This window comes from Burkholderia sp. AU45274 (assembly GCF_030482505.1).
GTDB lineage: Bacteria > Pseudomonadota > Gammaproteobacteria > Burkholderiales > Burkholderiaceae > Burkholderia.
Genome location: NZ_JAUJQE010000015.1, coordinates 35,903 through 51,852, shown reverse-complemented (window position 1 = coordinate 51,852; position 15,950 = coordinate 35,903). Strand labels below are relative to the sequence as shown.

The following is a 15,950-nucleotide window of genomic DNA, read 5'->3' as shown; positions in this document are numbered from 1 at the left end:
TTTGTCCTGTAAGTAGGGGGGTGTCAGGCAGTGGCCTTGGCCTTGCGCGACGTGGTCTCCGTCGGTGCGGTGCGCATCACCGTCCAGTAGACGATCTTCAGTTCGCCTTCCATCGTCTCGACGAGTGCGGACAGGCTTTCGACCCAGTCGCCGTCGTTGCAGTACAGCACGCCGTCGATGTCGCGGATCTCCGCCTTGTGGATGTGGCCGCACACGACGCCGTCGCAGCCGCGGCGGCGCGCCTCGTCGGTCATCACGGTCTCGAACTGGGAGATGAAGTTGACGGCGTTCTTGACCTGGTGCTTCAGGTACTGCGACAGCGACCAGTACTGGAAGCCGAGCCGGCTGCGGATCCGGTTGAACCAGCGGTTCAGCACGAGGATCAGCGTGTAGAGCGTGTCGCCGAGGTACGCGAGCCATTTCGCGTGCTGGATCACGCCGTCGAACAGGTCGCCGTGCACGATCCACAAACGTTTGCCTGCGAGCGTCGTGTGGAACGCCTCGCCGCGCACCTGGATGTCGCCGAACGCGAGATCGCAGAACTGCCGCGCGCCTTCGTCGTGGTTGCCGGGGATGTAGACGACCTGCGTCCCCTTGCGTGCCTTGCGCAGGATCTTCTGCACGACGTCGTTGTGCGCCTGCGGCCAGTACCAGCCCTTCTTCAGCTGCCAGCCGTCGATGATGTCGCCGACGAGGTACAGGTACTCCGAATCGTTGTGACGCAGGAAGTCGAGCAGGTACGGCGCCTGGCAGCCGCTCGAGCCGAGGTGGATGTCGGACAGCCAGATGGTGCGGTAGCGGTGGGCCGACGAGTCGGGGTCGTCATGCTGCGTGGCGTGCCCCGCAGGCGGGTCTTGCGAGACCAGCCCGTCGGTTGCGGCAGAACCGGACAGGAACGCTGTGGCGGCGCGGGCGCCGATGGGGTGACGGAACAGGGAGGTCGCGGACGTTTTCTGGCCCATGCATGACTCGCGCCGGTTGACATTACCGGCATTCCGCCATGCGGGCGTGACTGTGCCATGACAGTCACGAGACGTTCTTATTACGACCGCTGCAGGGTGTTTAGCAGTGAATGACGGGGCGTTGCGTAATGTGCCGTACAGAACGGACGGTCATTGTCGGGCAGCGCTGCCGGGACGGGCGGAAGTCGCCTCGGCGAGGTGTTTTCGTCAGGCGAATGCCGCGTGTCAGCGCGGTATCGCGACGACGCGCGTGCGGGCGATCCGGTCGTGCGGAAACTGCCGCTCGGCATGCAGCCGCGCGGCGCCGGCCCAGGCGGCGATCCATGCGGCGGTGAGCGCGAGCGTGACGGGTACCGACAGGCCGAGGAGCGGATGCAGCGCGAGCGGCGGCAGGAACCACAGCCAGCCGAGCGCATAGCGGACGAGCGCGTGGCCTGCGCTCAGCGGCCGGCCGCTCGACGATTCGAGCCGCAGCCGCCAGGTCTTCATCGGCAGCGTCTGCCCGCCGTGGGTCCAGAACCAGACGAAGTACGCGCCGACCACGAGCGCGATCCAGGCGGCGAGCAGGTTGTGATGGACGAGGCCGTTGCGTTGCTGCGTCGCGAGGCTGAACGCGAGCCCGGCGAAGAACACGACGCCGAACAGCAGCACGCCTTCGTAGAGCAGCGCGGCGAGGCGCCGCCGCACGGACGGCGCGGGGGCCGGAGTTTCAGGTGCGTGGGCGTTCGCCACGGGCACTCAGGAGCCCTTGAACAGCGAGGGCGCGTCGGCGGGCGACACCGGCGCCACGGCAGCCGGCGCGGATGCGGTGCCGGCCGTCGACGATGCGGGCACCGGCGGCGCGACGGCGGCCGAGACGGGCGCCGGTGCGGTGGCCGGGCCGCTGGCCGGGTGTTCGTGCGAATTGACGAGGCGGCGCACGTCCCGGTCGGCGACGGTCGGCGGCGCACTGACGACGCTCGGCCGGCGGCGGCGCTCGGCGGCCGCGAGCCGTTCCTTCTGCTCCTCCGGGAGTTGCTGGTATGCCTTCCACGCCCGCTCGCGCGCCTGTGCGGAAAGCTCCTTCGCACTCTGGTAGTTCTCGCGCGCGACGCGGCGCTGCTCGGGCGTCATCCTGGCCCATTCGGTCATCCGGTCCTGCAGGCGCTTTTGGTCATCGGGCGTCAACTTCGCGAAACGCGACGCGATCTTCAGCCATTTGCGCTTGCGGGCATCGCTGAAGCCGTCCCACTGGTCGGCGAACGGCGCGAGCGCCGCGTGCTGCGCCGGCGTGAGGCGCGCCCACGACAACGGGCCGGTAGCGGCCGGCAGCGGCAGGGGCAGGGGCAGCGGGGGGAGTTCGGTGCTCAGCCCGGTCGCGGCCGATGCGGGCGCGGCAGGGCTGCTGACCGCGGCGGTGGTCGTCGCGGGGGCCGGGTGGAATCGTGGGTAAGTGGCGACGTAGGAAACGGCGATCGCGATTACGCATCCGAAAAATACGGCCAGGCCGCGCTTCTGACTCACCCGTGCGATCCCCTCGTTATTGTCTGTTAGTGAGCGCGCGACAGATACGCGTTGAACCCGTGGTCGAGATACGCGTTGAGCGGCAGGTCGTCGCTGAGCATCGCCGCGTCGATATCGGCGAGTTCGGCGGTGCGCTGCATGTCTTCCCAGTAGGCGATGCCGACGAGCCCCGCGAGCAGCAGGGCCAGCGGCCACGCGCGCAGCAGGCGGCGCGCGAACGACGCCGGCGGGCGGCTCGCGGGCGCCGTGCCGTACGCACCGGCCGCGCCGGCGAAGGCCGGCACGAACACCGGCACGGTCGCGGCTTCGGGCTTCTTGCGCGCGAGCGCAGCCCGGCGGGCGACGGCCAGACGGTCGGTGGTCGCGGCAGGCAGGTCGGCCGCGCACTCGTCCAGCGCGCGGCGCACCTTCAACGCGAATTCGTGTTCTCGATTTGCGGGAGCGGAGCTCATAGCGTGATTCCTTTGGCCTTGAGCGCGTGCGCCAGCGTGTGGGTGGCCCGTGAGCAGTGCGTCTTCACGCTGCCCTCGGAGCACCCCATTGCGGCGGCAGTCTCGGCGACATCCATATCTTCCCAATAACGCATCAGGAACGCTTCCCGTTGACGCGCCGGAAGCTTCTGGATTTCTTCGTCGATCAGGGCCAGAACCTGCTCTCGTTCGAGGCGGTGCTCGCTGCTTTCGACGCCCGCGTTGTCGTCCGCGGATTCGAGTGTTTCGAGCGGGTCGAAGTCGTCGTCGTCGCTGCTGTTCAGCGACGAAAAGAGCGTGACCCACGTGTTGCGGACTTTCTGCCGGCGGAACCAGTCGTGGATCGCGTTCTGCAGGATCCGCTGAAAAAGCAGCGGCAACTCGGCCGCCGGCCGGTCGCCGTACTTCTCCGCAAGCTTGATCATCGCGTCCTGCACGATGTCGAGCGACGCATCGTCGTCACGCACGGCGTACGCAGCCTGCTTGAACGCGCGCCTTTCGACGCCCGCCAGAAAGTCGGCGAGTTCCTTGTCTGATGCCATTCCGTGAAGGTATGCGCTGCGGGCCGCTGCGTGGTGTAAAAGGTCGAAAAATTTCGTAAAACCCGCGGATGCTATCAAATTTTCGCGCCGCTTGGCACCGGGTTGGGCGCCGCACGTTGCGCGCGAGCCGCGGCGGCGGGGTGCCGGGCGGCACTCATGATGCGCTGCGGGATATTTTGCTTGACGACCCCATCGCGACCCGCTATCGTCAATGATTCGCAACATGAAGTGATGGTCTCATTTGAGGCTGGCCCAAGAAGCCTGCCCTTCAAACTGGACGCGCCGCTTGAACCCGAGCCACAAGCCCGGCAGAGAGCACCCGATCAATTTTTTGCCGAAAATTCGAAAGGTCAAAATGAACATGCCCAGCGCGGAATTCTCCACGTCGGAACCCCTTTCCCCTCCCGATAGCGACTCCATCGGCGGTACGGTGCTCATGAAGGCACTGGCCGATGAAAACGTCGAATTCATCTGGGGCTACCCCGGCGGCTCGGTACTCTACATCTACGACGAGCTTTACAAGCAGGACAAGATTCAGCACGTGCTGGTGCGCCACGAACAGGCGGCCGTGCACGCAGCGGATGCGTATGCGCGTTCCACCGGCAATGTCGGCGTCTGTCTCGTGACGTCGGGCCCCGGTGTCACCAACGCGGTGACCGGCATCGCCACGGCGTACATGGATTCGATCCCGATGGTCGTGATCAGCGGCCAGGTGCCCACGGCCGCGATCGGCCAGGATGCCTTCCAGGAGTGCGACACCGTCGGCATCACGCGTCCGTGCGTGAAGCACAACTTCCTCGTGAAGGACGTGCGCGACCTCGCGGAAACCGTCAAGAAGGCGTTCTATATCGCCCGCACCGGCCGTCCGGGCCCGGTGCTGATCGACATCCCGAAGGACATCTCGAAGACGCCGTGCGAATACGAGCCCGTCAAGAGCGTGTCGCTGCGTTCGTACAATCCGGTCACGAAGGGCCATTCGGGCCAGATCCGTAAGGCCGTGTCACTGCTGCTGACGGCCAAGCGCCCGTACATCTACACGGGTGGCGGCATCATCCTCGCCGACGCGTCGCGTGAACTGAACCAGTTCGCGGACCTGCTCGGCTACCCGGTCACGAACACGCTGATGGGCCTCGGCGGCTATCGCGCGTCAGACAAGAAATTCCTCGGCATGCTCGGCATGCACGGCACCTACGAAGCGAACATGGCGATGCAGCACTGCGACGTGCTGATCGCGATCGGTGCCCGCTTCGACGACCGCGTGATCGGCGACCCGGCGCACTTCGCGTCGCGTCCGCGCAAGATCATCCACATCGACATCGACCCGTCGTCGATCTCGAAGCGTGTGAAGGTCGACATCCCGATCGTCGGCGACGTGAAGGAAGTGCTGAAGGAACTGATCGAGCAGTTGCAGACGGCCGAGCATGGCCCCGACACCGAGGCGCTCGCGCAATGGTGGAAGGACATCGAGGGCTGGCGCTCGAAGGACTGCCTGAAGTACGACCGCGAAAGCGAGATCATCAAGCCGCAGTACGTGGTCGAGAAGGCGTGGGAGCTGACGGACGGCAATGCGTTCGTGTGCTCGGACGTCGGCCAGCACCAGATGTGGGCGGCGCAGTTCTACCGTTTCAACAAGCCGCGTCGCTGGATCAACTCCGGCGGCCTCGGCACGATGGGCTTCGGCCTGCCGGCAGCGATGGGCGTCAAGATGGCGCACCCGGACGACGACGTGCTGTGCATCACGGGCGAAGGCTCGATCCAGATGTGCATCCAGGAACTGTCGACCTGCCTGCAGTACGAAACGCCCGTGAAGATCATTTCGCTGAACAACCGCTATCTCGGCATGGTTCGCCAGTGGCAGCAGATCGAATACAGCAAGCGCTATTCGCATTCGTACATGGATGCGCTGCCTGATTTCGTGAAGCTCGCCGAAGCGTACGGCCATGTCGGCATGCGGATCGAAAAGACCTCGGATGTGGAGCCGGCGCTGAAGGAAGCGCTGCGCCTGAAGGACCGCACCGTGTTTCTCGACTTCCAGACCGATCCGACCGAAAACGTCTGGCCGATGGTACAGGCCGGCAAGGGCATCACCGAGATGCTGCTCGGATCGGAAGACCTGTAACGGCGCGACGCGCGCCTGAGCCCGATGCGGCCGCCTTCACGAAGGGCGGCGCGGCACGCGGCAGCGCGCGGCGCGAGTGAATCGACACGGACACATTCTGGAAGAAGCGAACATGAGACACATCATTTCCGTCCTGCTGGAGAACGAACCGGGCGCGCTGTCGCGCGTGGTCGGTCTGTTTTCCGCACGCGGCTACAACATCGAAACCTTGACGGTGGCGCCGACCGAAGACCAATCGCTGTCGCGGCTCACCATCGTTTCCATTGGCTCCGACGACGTGATCGAACAGATCACGAAGCATCTGAACCGCCTGATCGAGGTGGTGAAAGTGGTGGACCTGACCGACGGTGCACACATCGAACGCGAGCTGATGCTGATCAAGGTACGTGCAGTGGGCAAGGAGCGCGAAGAAATGAAGCGGATGGCGGACATTTTCCGCGGCCGCATCATCGACGTGACCGAAAAGACCTACACGATCGAATTGACGGGCGCGAGCGACAAGCTCGACGCATTCATCCAGGGGCTGGACGCGGGCGCGATCCTAGAGACCGTGCGCACCGGCAGCTCCGGCATCGGACGCGGCGAGCGCATCCTGAAGGTGTGATGCCAGACAGGCACGCCGGGTGCGCCGTCATGTCCCGGCCCGCAGTACTCCATCCGAACGAATTGTTGAATTTTTGAATTAGCGAAGGAACCATCATGAACGTTTTCTACGACAAAGACGCTGACCTCTCCCTCATCAAGGGCAAGCAAGTCACGATCATCGGCTACGGCTCGCAAGGCCATGCACACGCGCTGAACCTGAAGGACAGCGGCGTGAACGTGACGGTCGGCCTGCGCAAGGGCGGCGCGTCGTGGAGCAAGGCCGAAAACGCAGGCCTGTCGGTCAAGGAAGTCGCGGAAGCGGTGAAGAGCGCCGACGTCGTGATGATGCTGCTGCCGGACGAGCAGATCGCCGACGTGTACGCGAAGGAAGTCCACGCGAACATCAAGCAGGGCGCGGCGCTGGCATTCGCGCACGGCTTCAACGTCCACTACGGCGCGGTGATCCCGCGCGCCGACCTCGACGTGATCATGATCGCGCCGAAGGCACCGGGCCACACGGTTCGCGGCACGTACTCGCAAGGTGGCGGCGTGCCGCACCTGATCGCGGTTGCGCAGAACAAGTCGGGCGCGGCACGCGACATCGCGCTGTCGTACGCGGCAGCGAACGGCGGCGGCCGTGCGGGCATCATCGAAACCAACTTCCGTGAAGAGACCGAAACCGACCTGTTCGGCGAGCAGGCCGTGCTGTGCGGCGGTACGGTCGAGCTGATCAAGGCCGGCTTCGAGACGCTGGTCGAAGCAGGCTACGCGCCGGAAATGGCGTACTTCGAGTGCCTGCACGAGCTGAAGCTGATCGTCGACCTGATCTACGAAGGCGGCATCGCGAACATGAACTACTCGATCTCGAACAACGCCGAGTACGGCGAGTACGTGACGGGCCCGCGCATCGTCACGGAAGAGACGAAGAAGGCGATGAAGCAGTGCCTGACCGACATCCAGACGGGCGAGTACGCGAAGAGCTTCATTCTCGAGAACAAGGCAGGCGCGCCGACGCTGCAGTCGCGCCGCCGCCTGACGGCCGAGCACCAGATCGAGCAAGTCGGCTCGAAGCTGCGCGCGATGATGCCGTGGATCGCGAAGAACAAGCTCGTCGACCAGTCGAAGAACTAAGCACCGCGTGCTGTTCCGGCCCCTCGAATAGAGGGCCGGTACCAAAAAGCCGCCCGAAGGCAGCAGTGCCCCGGGCGGCTTTTGCTATCCTACGGGCTTTGCAATTCACCGAACACAGAACGAATCCATGAACTATCCTCATCCGATCATCGCGCGCGAAGGCTGGCCGTTCATCGCGATTGCAGCCGTCATCGCGCTGTTGATCCATGCTGTCGGGGGCTTCGGCTTCGCGTGGCCGTTCTGGCTGCTGCTCGTCTTCGTCGTCCAGTTCTTCCGCGACCCGCAGCGCCCGATCCCGGCGCAGCCGAACGCGGTGCTGTGCCCGGCGGACGGCCGCATCGTCGCGGTCGAGACCACGCAGGACCCGTACGCGAACCGCGAAGCGCTGAAGATCAGCGTGTTCATGAATGTCTTCAACGTCCATTCGCAGCGTTCGCCGGTCGATGGCGCGATCTCCAAGGTCGAATACTTCCCGGGCGCGTTCCTGAACGCGGCGATCGACAAGGCGTCGACCGAGAACGAGCGTAATGCGGTCGTGATCCAGACGGCGAGCGGCAAGACCGTGACCGCGGTGCAGATCGCCGGCCTCGTCGCACGCCGGATCCTCTGCTACGTGCGCGCGGGCGAACCGCTGTCGCGCGGCCAGCGCTACGGTTTCATCCGCTTCGGTTCGCGCGTCGACGTGTACCTGCCGCTCGGCAGCCGCGCGAAGGTGTCGATCGGCGAGAAGGTCTACGCGTCGTCGACGATCCTCGCCGAACTCGAACAGTAAGCGGCGGAGCGCACGATGGCCGCATTCAAACCGCGTCGGCCGCGCAACGGCGCCGGCCAGACGCCACGCCCGTTCCGGCGCAACAAGGTGATGGCGCAGGATCCGGTGCCCATCGAGAGCCGCCGCGCCGCGCGCCAGCGGTTCCTGAAGACGCGCGGCATCTACCTGCTGCCGAACGCGTTCACGACCGCCGCGCTGTTCTGCGGCTTCTTCGCGGTCGTGCAGGCGATGAACGTGCGTTTCGAGATCGCCGCGATCGCGATTTTCGTCGCGATGGTGCTCGACGGAATGGATGGGCGCGTGGCACGCATGACGCATACGCAGAGCGCGTTCGGCGAGCAGTTCGACAGCCTGTCGGACATGGTGTCGTTCGGCGTCGCGCCCGCGCTCGTGATGTACGAGTGGGTGCTGAAGGATCTCGGCCGCTGGGGCTGGCTCGCCGCGTTCGTGTACTGCTCGGGCGCCGCGCTGCGCCTCGCGCGCTTCAATACGAACATCGGCGTTGTCGACAAGCGCTTCTTCCAGGGGCTGCCGAGCCCGGCCGCCGCCGCGCTGATCGCGGGCTTCGTGTGGCTCGCCACCGACAACCGCGTGCCGATGAAGCTCGGCTGGCTGCCGTGGGTTGCGTTCGTGCTGACGATCTACGCGGGCGTGACGATGGTGTCGAACGCGCCGTTCTACAGCGGCAAGGCGCTCGACGTACGGCACCGCGTGCCGTTCGCGGCGATCCTGCTGGTCGTCGTCGCGTTCGTGCTCGTGTCGTCCGATCCGCCGCTGATGCTGTTCTGCCTGTTCGTGCTGTACGGGCTGTCCGGCTACGTGTTCTGGGGCTACATGGCCATCCGCGGGCGCGCGAATCCGGCGCGCTCGTCGCAGCGCGATCACTGACGCACGCGCATGCTTTGCCCGGAAACGGCGGCCCCTGGGTCGCCGTTTTCATTTGTCCCTGGATCGGCCCGTGCGGCCGGAAACCCCGGGTGCCGTCCGATTGCGCACCCAACGGAATGCCGCTATAGTCTTTGGCATGACTGCATTTTCCCGCCTCTCCCTCCTTCTAGCCGGTGCGCCGCTACGCGCGCTAGCTTCGGCGCGCCTGCCGCGCTGACCGTTCTCGCCCCCCGTCAAGCTTCGTCTGTTGTCGAGCGTCGCCAGCGGTGGCGCGATCTCGTTACGTTTGACTTCCGTATAAAGAGCCCTGGAGCCCCCCATGACAGACAAGCTGATCATTTTCGATACGACGTTGCGTGACGGCGAACAATCGCCCGGTGCGTCGATGACGAAGGAAGAGAAAATCCGCATCGCGAAGCACCTCGAGCGGATGAAGGTCGACGTGATCGAGGCCGGCTTCGCGGCCAGCTCGAACGGCGATTTCGACGCGATCCACACGATCGCCGGTCTCGTGAAGGACAGCACGATCTGCTCGCTGGCGCGCGCCAACGACAAGGACATCCAGCGTGCGGCCGACGCGCTGAAGCCGGCCAACAGCGCGCGGATCCACACGTTCATCGCGACGTCGCCGCTGCACATGGAGAAGAAGCTGCGGATGACGCCGGACCAGGTGTTCGAGCAGGCGCGTCTCGCGGTGCGCTTCGCGCGCAAGTTCACCGACAACGTCGAATTCTCGCCGGAAGACGGCAGCCGCTCGGATCTCGACTTCCTGTGCCGCGTGCTGGAAGCCGTGATCGCGGAAGGCGCGACGACGATCAACATCGCCGATACGGTCGGCTACGGCGTGCCGGAGCTGTACGGCAACCTCGTGAAGACGCTGCGGGAGCGCATTCCGAACTCGGACAAGGCGATCTTCTCGGTGCATTGCCACAACGATCTCGGGATGGCGGTGGCGAACTCGCTCGCCGGCGTGAAGATCGGCGGTGCGCGCCAGATCGAGTGCACGATCAACGGCCTCGGCGAGCGCGCGGGCAACACGTCGCTCGAAGAAATCGTGATGGCCGTGAAGACCCGCAAGGACTACTTCGGCCTCGACGTCGGCATCGACACGACGCAGATCGTGCCGACGTCGAAGCTCGTGTCGCAGATCACCGGCTTCGTCGTGCAGCCGAACAAGGCGGTGGTCGGCGCGAACGCGTTCGCGCATGCGTCGGGCATTCACCAGGACGGCGTGCTGAAGGCCCGCGACACCTACGAGATCATGCGCGCGGAAGACGTGGGCTGGACCGCGAACAAGATCGTCCTCGGCAAGCTGTCGGGCCGTAACGCGTTCAAGCAGCGCCTGCAGGAACTCGGCGTATCGCTCGACAGCGAGAGCGAACTCAATGCCGCGTTCATGCGCTTCAAGGATCTGGCCGATCGCAAGGCCGAGATCTTCGACGAAGACATCATCGCGATCGTGTCCGAGGAATCGGCGCTCGCGCACGAGCAGGAGCACTTCAAGTTCGTGTCGCTGTCGCAGCGTTCGGAGACGGGCGAGCAACCGCAGGCGAAAATCGTGTTCGCGGTCGAAGGCAAGGAAGTGACCGGTGAGGCGCGCGGCAACGGCCCGGTCGACGCGACGTTCAATGCGATCGAGAGCGAAGTCGGCAGCGGTTCCGAACTGCTGCTGTACTCGGTGAACGCGATCACGACCGGCACGCAGGCGCAGGGCGAAGTGACCGTCCGGCTGTCGAAGAGCGGGCGGATCGTCAACGGCGTCGGCACCGATCCGGACATCGTCGCCGCATCCGCGAAGGCTTACATCTCCGCACTGAACAAGCTGCATTCGAAGGACGACAAGGTCAATCCGCAGCGCTCGTAAGCGCAGCGCGTCCCCGAAACGCCCGGTGCGGCCCTGTGCCGCTGAACTGCACCCCAAAAGTTGGATTTTTGATCCGACCTTTGGGGTGTTTTTTCATGTACCCACTCATCCACGGCTCATTCGGCAGCCGGCGCACGGAACAGCCAGCGGCGCGCGGCCGTGCGCGGCGCCGGGCTGCGCCGCCGGAACTCGACCGCGATCCCGCGTCGCGGCGCATCGGCGACGAACGCGTCGAGCAGTTCGAGCACGTCGTGATCGATGTAGTCGGCGCGCGTCGCGTCGATGATCACCGCGGCGCGGTCGGGAATGTGCCGCAGGTGATGCTTGACCTGCACCTTGCCGAGAAACGACACGTCCTTGCGGAACGACAGCAGGAAGTGGTCGTCGTGCTGCGCGAGCGTGACGGGACTCTTCAGGTTCGCGACGGCGACCGCCAGCACGCTGCAGGCGAGGCCGAGCGCGATGCCGAACAGCAGGTCGACCGCGAGCACGCCGGCGATCGTCGCGGCGAACGGCACGAATGCGGCCGGCCCCTGTTTCAGCACCGAGCGGAACAGCGCCGGTTTCGCGAGCTTGAAGCCGGTGTGGATCAGGATCGCGGCCAGGCTCGCGAGCGGGATCAGGTTGATCAGGCCGGTGAGCGCGAACACGCTCGCGAGCAGCAGCATCCCGTGCACGATCGCCGACATCCGGCTTTGCGCGCCCGCATTGACGTTCACCGAGCTGCGCACGATCACCGACGTGATCGGCAGCCCGCCGACCGCGCCCGCGACGAGATTGCCGACGCCCTGGGCCTTGAGCTCGCGGTCAGGCTGGGTCGGCCGGCGCTTCGGGTCGATCTGCTCGACCGCTTCGAGGCTCAGCAGCGTCTCGAGGCTCGCGACGACCGCAAGCGTGATCGCGACCCGCCACACGTCAGGATTGACGAGCTGCGCGAAGTTCGGGCCGAGCTCCGCATGCTTGAGCGACGCCGCGAAGGCCGCGAACGATCCGAGTTCGGGCAGCGTCACGCGATGGGCGGCGCCCGGCGCAACTGACGGCGCGACGACGCTCAGCACGAGCGTGGCGCCGATCCCCAGCACGACCACTGCAAGCGGGGCCGGCACCGCGCGCACCAGCGCAAAGCGGCGCAGCGCGGGCGTGTCCCACGCGACCAGCAGCGCGAGCGAGGCGAGCGCGATGGCCGTCGCGGCCCACGCGACCGGCAGGCCCGGCCAATTCGCAAACGATTGCGCGGCTGACCCGCCGATACCGAAGGCAAACGGAATCTGCTTAACGATCAGCAGCAGGCCGATCGCGGCGAGCATGCCCTTGATGACGGGCGACGGCACGTAGGCGGCGAAGCGGCCGGCGCGCAGCATGCCGAACCCGAACTGCAGCACGCCGGACAGCAGCACCGCGAGCAGGAACGCGGAGAAGCTGCCGAGTTGCGCGATGCCTTCGACGACGATCACGACGAGGCCGGCGGCCGGCCCGCTGACGGACAGCGACGAGCCGCTCAGCAGCGCGACGACGATGCCGCCGACGATCCCGGACACGAGCCCGGCGAACGGTTCGACGCCGGATGCATTGGCGATGCCGAGACACAGCGGCAGCGCGACGAGGAAAACGACGACGCCGGCGACAACGTCGCGCGGCAGGGTGGACAGGCGCTCGTTCAGTTTCATGGTTGGGGCGATTTCATTGGCTTGGGGGCGGGGTAGGTCAGCCGAGCGCGCCGGCCGTCGCGGCCTGCACGGGTTCGACGTCGGCGGACGGCGTGGTGTAGCCGGAATCGAGTTCCTGCAGGCGGCCGTCGGCGAGCGAAAAGATCCAGCCGTGCACGAGCGGCGGCCGTTCGCGGCCCTGCACGATCGGGGACGCGCGCAGCAGCCTCACCTGTTCGAGCACGTTGAGTTCGGCGAGGCGGTCGGCGGCGGCCGCGTCGTCAAGCCCGTCCAGCGTGTCGCGATGGCGCCGCGCGAGCGCGCAGAGCGGCGCGATGCGGCGCGCGACGTGCGGCAGGTCGGACGGCGGCGGCAGCAGCGACGCGCGTACGCCGCCGCATCCGTAGTGCCCGCACACGATCACGTGGTCGACCTGCAGCACGCGCACCGCGTACTCGAGGACGCTGGCGGAATTGTCGTCGTCGGGATGAAACAGGTTCGCGATGTTGCGATGGACGAACAACTCGCCGGGCGCGCAGTGCGTGATGGTCTCGGCCGGCACGCGGCTGTCGGCGCAGCCGATCCACAGCACGCGCGGATTCTGGCCGCGCGCGAGCGCGTCGAAGAAGCCGGGCGTGTATTCACGCGTCTCGCGGGCCCAGGCGATGTTGGCAACCAGCATGCTCTTGGGGCGATTCATGAGGACTCCTTTGTGATAAAGGCAAACGAATATCGGCAAAAATGTCGCAATGGCATTCTTTCTAAATTGAAAGGTTGTTTTTCGACTGATATTAGGGGTATGCCCTAGCACTTCGGGGGTGATGAAACAATTTGTTTCAAATTGATTTGGCGTAGTGCATTGCATGCACCAATTCGCCGCATGACATGCACCGCGCATGCCTGTTTCCGCGCAAAGGCCCGTATGACGGGGATGTCAGCGAGGTGCCATCGGAATGTCATCGATCGGAAAAGATTTCCGTCGCATTTTCCGAATTAATCGGGAAGCGGAAAAAAGGAAATGGCCATTCACGCAATGATTCGTGAATGGCCATGCTGAATATTGCGCGTAAATGCGTAATCGGTCAGAACAGGTTGCGGCGGTCGGGGTCGTGCAGCGGGTCGGGCGTTTTCTGCGTGATGCGCAGGATGCCCTGCGGATCGAAGTAGAAGCTGTACATCATGTACCAGACGTTGTCCTCGAGATACCGGTAAGTCCACACCTCGCGCTTCATCAGCGGGAAGTAGGACGTCTCGACGGGGCGTCCGAAGTTCACGAGGACGTCGGTCTTCGTCCACTTGCCGATCTCCGCGCGATAGAACTCGTTCGGCTGCAGGACCTGGCGCACGTTGACGATCTTGTGGGCCGCGTCAACGTCGGCCGCGATGGTGATTTCGCCCATCGGCTGGGTCGGCCACATCAGGCGCTTGCCGCCGCCGGGCAGGTCGTAGATTTCGCGCGGCGGGCCCATGCGTGCGACGATCGCCGACTCGTCCTGGCCGGCCTGGTATTGCTGCCACGGTTGCGCGCAACCGGCCAGCAGCGCGGCGGCGCTGGCGACCAGCACCGGCAGGCGCGCGGAAATGCGAATGCGCATGGGGATTCTCCAGAACACGGAAACAAGTCCCGTTTTATCACGGACGGCGTGCGACGGCGCATCGCGTGGAAAAAATCGGTGCGGATCGCCGGGCGCGTCGCGCTTGCGGGCGGCGGGGGCGCCGGCCTATGATCCGCGCTTCTCGGGCAGATTGAAGGGCAGGTGGCCGATGCAGGGGTGGAAGCGGTGTGCGCTCGCGTTGAGCGCGGGATGGATGCTGGTGTCGTCGGCGTTTGCCGGCGGCGAGCCGGTGCGGATCGCGCTGATCGAAGGGATGTCGGGCCCGTTCGCGAATGCGGGCGCGGCGGTCGAGCGCAACCTGCGCTTCGGCGTCGAGCAGGTCAACGCGGCGGGCGGCGTGAAGCTGCGCGATGGCGCGCATCCGCTCGAACTCGTGGTGCTCGACAGCAAAGGGAGCCCCGAGGAGGCGCTCGTGCAGTTGCGCGCGGCCGCGGACCGCCATATCGGGTTCGTCACGCAGGGCAACAGTTCGGCCGTCGCCGCCGCGCTCGTCGCGGCGCTCGACAAGCTGAACGCGCGCGATCCGGACAACCGGATGCTGTTCCTCAACTATTCGGCCGACGATCCGGCGCTGACCGGCGCACGCTGCAGTTTCTGGCATTTCCGTTTCGATGCTCACGCGGGCATGCGGATGGCCGCGCTCGCGGACGTGATGGCGCGCGACCGCGCGCTCCACAAGGTCTACCTGCTGAACCAGGACTACAGCTTCGGCCGCGACGTCAGCGTGCTCGCCCGGCAGGTGCTGGTCGCGCGGCGCCCGGACGTGACGATCGCCGGCGACGAATTCCACCCGATCGGCCGGATCAAGGATTTCTCGCCGTACATCGCGAAGATCCGCGCGAGCGGCGCCGACGCCGTCGTGACCGGCAACTGGGGCAACGACCTCACGCTGCTCGTGAAGGCGGCGCGCGAGCAGGGGCTGAATGCGAAGTTCTATACCTTCTACGGCAACAGCCTCGGTGCGCCGGCGGCACTCGGCGATGCCGGTGTCGGACGGGTCGTGGCCGTGGCGGACTGGCATCCGAACGCGGGCGGCGCGAAATCGGATGCGTTCTACCGCGCGTTCCGGAGCCGTTTTCCGGCCGCCCAGGACGACTATCCGGTGCGACGGATGAGCCTGATGATCGAGATGCTGGCCGCCGCGATGAACCGCGCGGGTTCCGCCGACCCCGTCGCGGTCGCACGCGCGCTCGAGGGCCTGTCGTTCGACGACGGCTTCCACGCGTCGAAGATGCGCGCGCAGGATCACCAGCTGATCCAGCCCCTTTACGTGATGGAGATGGACAAGGTCGGCACGCCGGGTGTGCGCTTCGACAACGAGGGTTCGGGCTACGGCTTCCGCACGGTGCTCGCGGTGCCGGCGCCGCGCACGGAGATGCCGTCCGCCTGTTCGATGACGCGCCCGTGACAGGAGGCGGTAAGAACGGCGCGGAGTTGTGCTACAATGCGCGCCGGTTGTAAGTCACGGCACGGCCATTCTTCCGTGTCCGCCTGTTCAGTTAGAAAGGAAATCACATGTCTGTTGCAGATATCAAGAAGTCGGAAGTTGTTGCTCAGTTCGCCCGCGGTACCAACGACACGGGGAGCCCCGAAGTCCAGGTCGCACTGCTGACCGCACGTATCGTCGAACTGACGGGTCACTTCAAGACCCACGCGAAGGATCACCACAGCCGCCGCGGCCTGCTGCGCATGGTGAGCCGCCGCCGCAAGCTGCTCGACTACCTCAAGGGCAAGGATGCCGACCGTTACCGCGCACTGATCGAGAAGCTGGGTCTGCGTAAGTAATCGAGGCGATTGCCGCCAGCAAGATGCCTGTGTCAGTCCGCTGATACAGGCATTTTGTTTTTGCGCG

16 protein-coding genes are annotated in these 15,950 nt (G+C 65.6%); 8 read left to right on the top strand and 8 right to left on the bottom strand.

Annotation, left to right across the window (positions count from 1 at the left end; all coding sequences use genetic code 11):
- Positions 1–23: 23 nt before the first annotated feature.
- The 5 genes from QZM35_RS34005 to QZM35_RS33985 form a co-directional block, all read right to left on the bottom strand.
- The gene (locus QZM35_RS34005; RefSeq protein ID WP_069248481.1) at positions 24–962 is read right to left on the bottom strand and encodes a UDP-2,3-diacylglucosamine diphosphatase; all 939 of its coding nucleotides are present in this window, start codon (positions 960–962) and stop codon (positions 24–26) included.
- Positions 963–1,187: 225 nt separating this feature from the next.
- Positions 1,188–1,694 carry an RDD family protein gene (locus QZM35_RS34000; RefSeq protein ID WP_301777575.1) on the bottom strand — a complete coding sequence of 169 codons (507 nt, stop codon included), beginning with the start codon at positions 1,692–1,694 and terminating at the stop codon, positions 1,188–1,190.
- Between the two features lie 6 nt (positions 1,695–1,700).
- On the bottom strand, positions 1,701–2,465 hold the full coding sequence (locus tag QZM35_RS33995; RefSeq protein ID WP_174976188.1) for a DUF3106 domain-containing protein: 765 nt from the start codon (positions 2,463–2,465) through the stop codon (positions 1,701–1,703).
- A gap of 26 nt (positions 2,466–2,491) precedes the next feature.
- On the bottom strand, positions 2,492–2,917 hold the full coding sequence (locus QZM35_RS33990) for a DUF3619 family protein (protein WP_089425986.1): 426 nt from the start codon (positions 2,915–2,917) through the stop codon (positions 2,492–2,494).
- Positions 2,914–3,477, bottom strand: coding sequence for an RNA polymerase sigma factor (locus tag QZM35_RS33985; RefSeq protein ID WP_089425985.1), 564 nt, complete (start codon positions 3,475–3,477; stop codon positions 2,914–2,916). Before QZM35_RS33985 ends, QZM35_RS33990 begins: the two co-directional genes overlap by 4 nt.
- A gap of 355 nt (positions 3,478–3,832) precedes the next feature.
- On the opposite strand from QZM35_RS33985, the gene QZM35_RS33980 reads away from it, so the two are divergent.
- The 6 genes from QZM35_RS33980 (at position 3,833) to QZM35_RS33955 (ending at position 10,836) form a co-directional block, all read left to right on the top strand.
- Entirely contained in the window at positions 3,833–5,596 is a 1,764-nt protein-coding gene (locus tag QZM35_RS33980) for an acetolactate synthase 3 catalytic subunit (RefSeq protein WP_301777574.1), read from the top strand.
- A gap of 112 nt (positions 5,597–5,708) precedes the next feature.
- Positions 5,709–6,200 (top strand): acetolactate synthase small subunit, encoded by a 492-nt coding sequence (gene ilvN / locus QZM35_RS33975; RefSeq protein ID WP_011352712.1) that lies wholly within the window; start codon positions 5,709–5,711, stop codon positions 6,198–6,200.
- A 95-nt stretch (positions 6,201–6,295) separates the two neighbouring features.
- Positions 6,296–7,312 (top strand): ketol-acid reductoisomerase, encoded by a 1,017-nt coding sequence (gene ilvC / locus QZM35_RS33970; protein ID WP_039370562.1) that lies wholly within the window; start codon positions 6,296–6,298, stop codon positions 7,310–7,312.
- Positions 7,313–7,439: 127 nt separating this feature from the next.
- Positions 7,440–8,084, top strand: coding sequence for a phosphatidylserine decarboxylase (locus QZM35_RS33965; RefSeq protein WP_039370565.1), 645 nt, complete (start codon positions 7,440–7,442; stop codon positions 8,082–8,084).
- Positions 8,085–8,099: 15 nt separating this feature from the next.
- Positions 8,100–8,972, top strand: coding sequence for a CDP-diacylglycerol--serine O-phosphatidyltransferase (gene pssA / locus QZM35_RS33960; RefSeq protein WP_069248477.1), 873 nt, complete (start codon positions 8,100–8,102; stop codon positions 8,970–8,972).
- A 319-nt stretch (positions 8,973–9,291) separates the two neighbouring features.
- Positions 9,292–10,836, top strand: a complete 1,545-nt coding sequence (locus tag QZM35_RS33955; protein WP_089425984.1) for a 2-isopropylmalate synthase — start codon at positions 9,292–9,294, stop codon at positions 10,834–10,836.
- A 116-nt stretch (positions 10,837–10,952) separates the two neighbouring features.
- Here the strand turns inward: QZM35_RS33955 and QZM35_RS33950 are convergent, their stop codons facing one another.
- The 3 genes from QZM35_RS33950 to QZM35_RS33940 form a co-directional block, all read right to left on the bottom strand.
- Positions 10,953–12,503, bottom strand: coding sequence for a SulP family inorganic anion transporter (locus tag QZM35_RS33950; protein WP_089425983.1), 1,551 nt, complete (start codon positions 12,501–12,503; stop codon positions 10,953–10,955).
- 37 nt (positions 12,504–12,540) lie between these two features.
- Positions 12,541–13,182: a carbonic anhydrase gene (locus QZM35_RS33945; protein WP_089431491.1), complete on the bottom strand. Its 642-nt coding sequence runs from the start codon at positions 13,180–13,182 to the stop codon at positions 12,541–12,543.
- A 382-nt stretch (positions 13,183–13,564) separates the two neighbouring features.
- A complete protein-coding gene (locus tag QZM35_RS33940) occupies positions 13,565–14,077 on the bottom strand; it encodes a hypothetical protein (protein WP_069248473.1) in 513 nt (170 codons plus the stop codon).
- Positions 14,078–14,246: 169 nt separating this feature from the next.
- On the opposite strand from QZM35_RS33940, the gene QZM35_RS33935 reads away from it, so the two are divergent.
- Together QZM35_RS33935 and rpsO are read left to right on the top strand one after the other, a co-directional pair.
- A complete protein-coding gene (locus tag QZM35_RS33935) occupies positions 14,247–15,506 on the top strand; it encodes a branched-chain amino acid ABC transporter substrate-binding protein (protein WP_301777573.1) in 1,260 nt (419 codons plus the stop codon).
- A 107-nt stretch (positions 15,507–15,613) separates the two neighbouring features.
- The gene (gene rpsO, locus QZM35_RS33930; RefSeq protein WP_006398792.1) at positions 15,614–15,883 is read left to right on the top strand and encodes a 30S ribosomal protein S15; all 270 of its coding nucleotides are present in this window, start codon (positions 15,614–15,616) and stop codon (positions 15,881–15,883) included.
- The last annotated feature ends 67 nt before the right edge of the window (positions 15,884–15,950 follow it).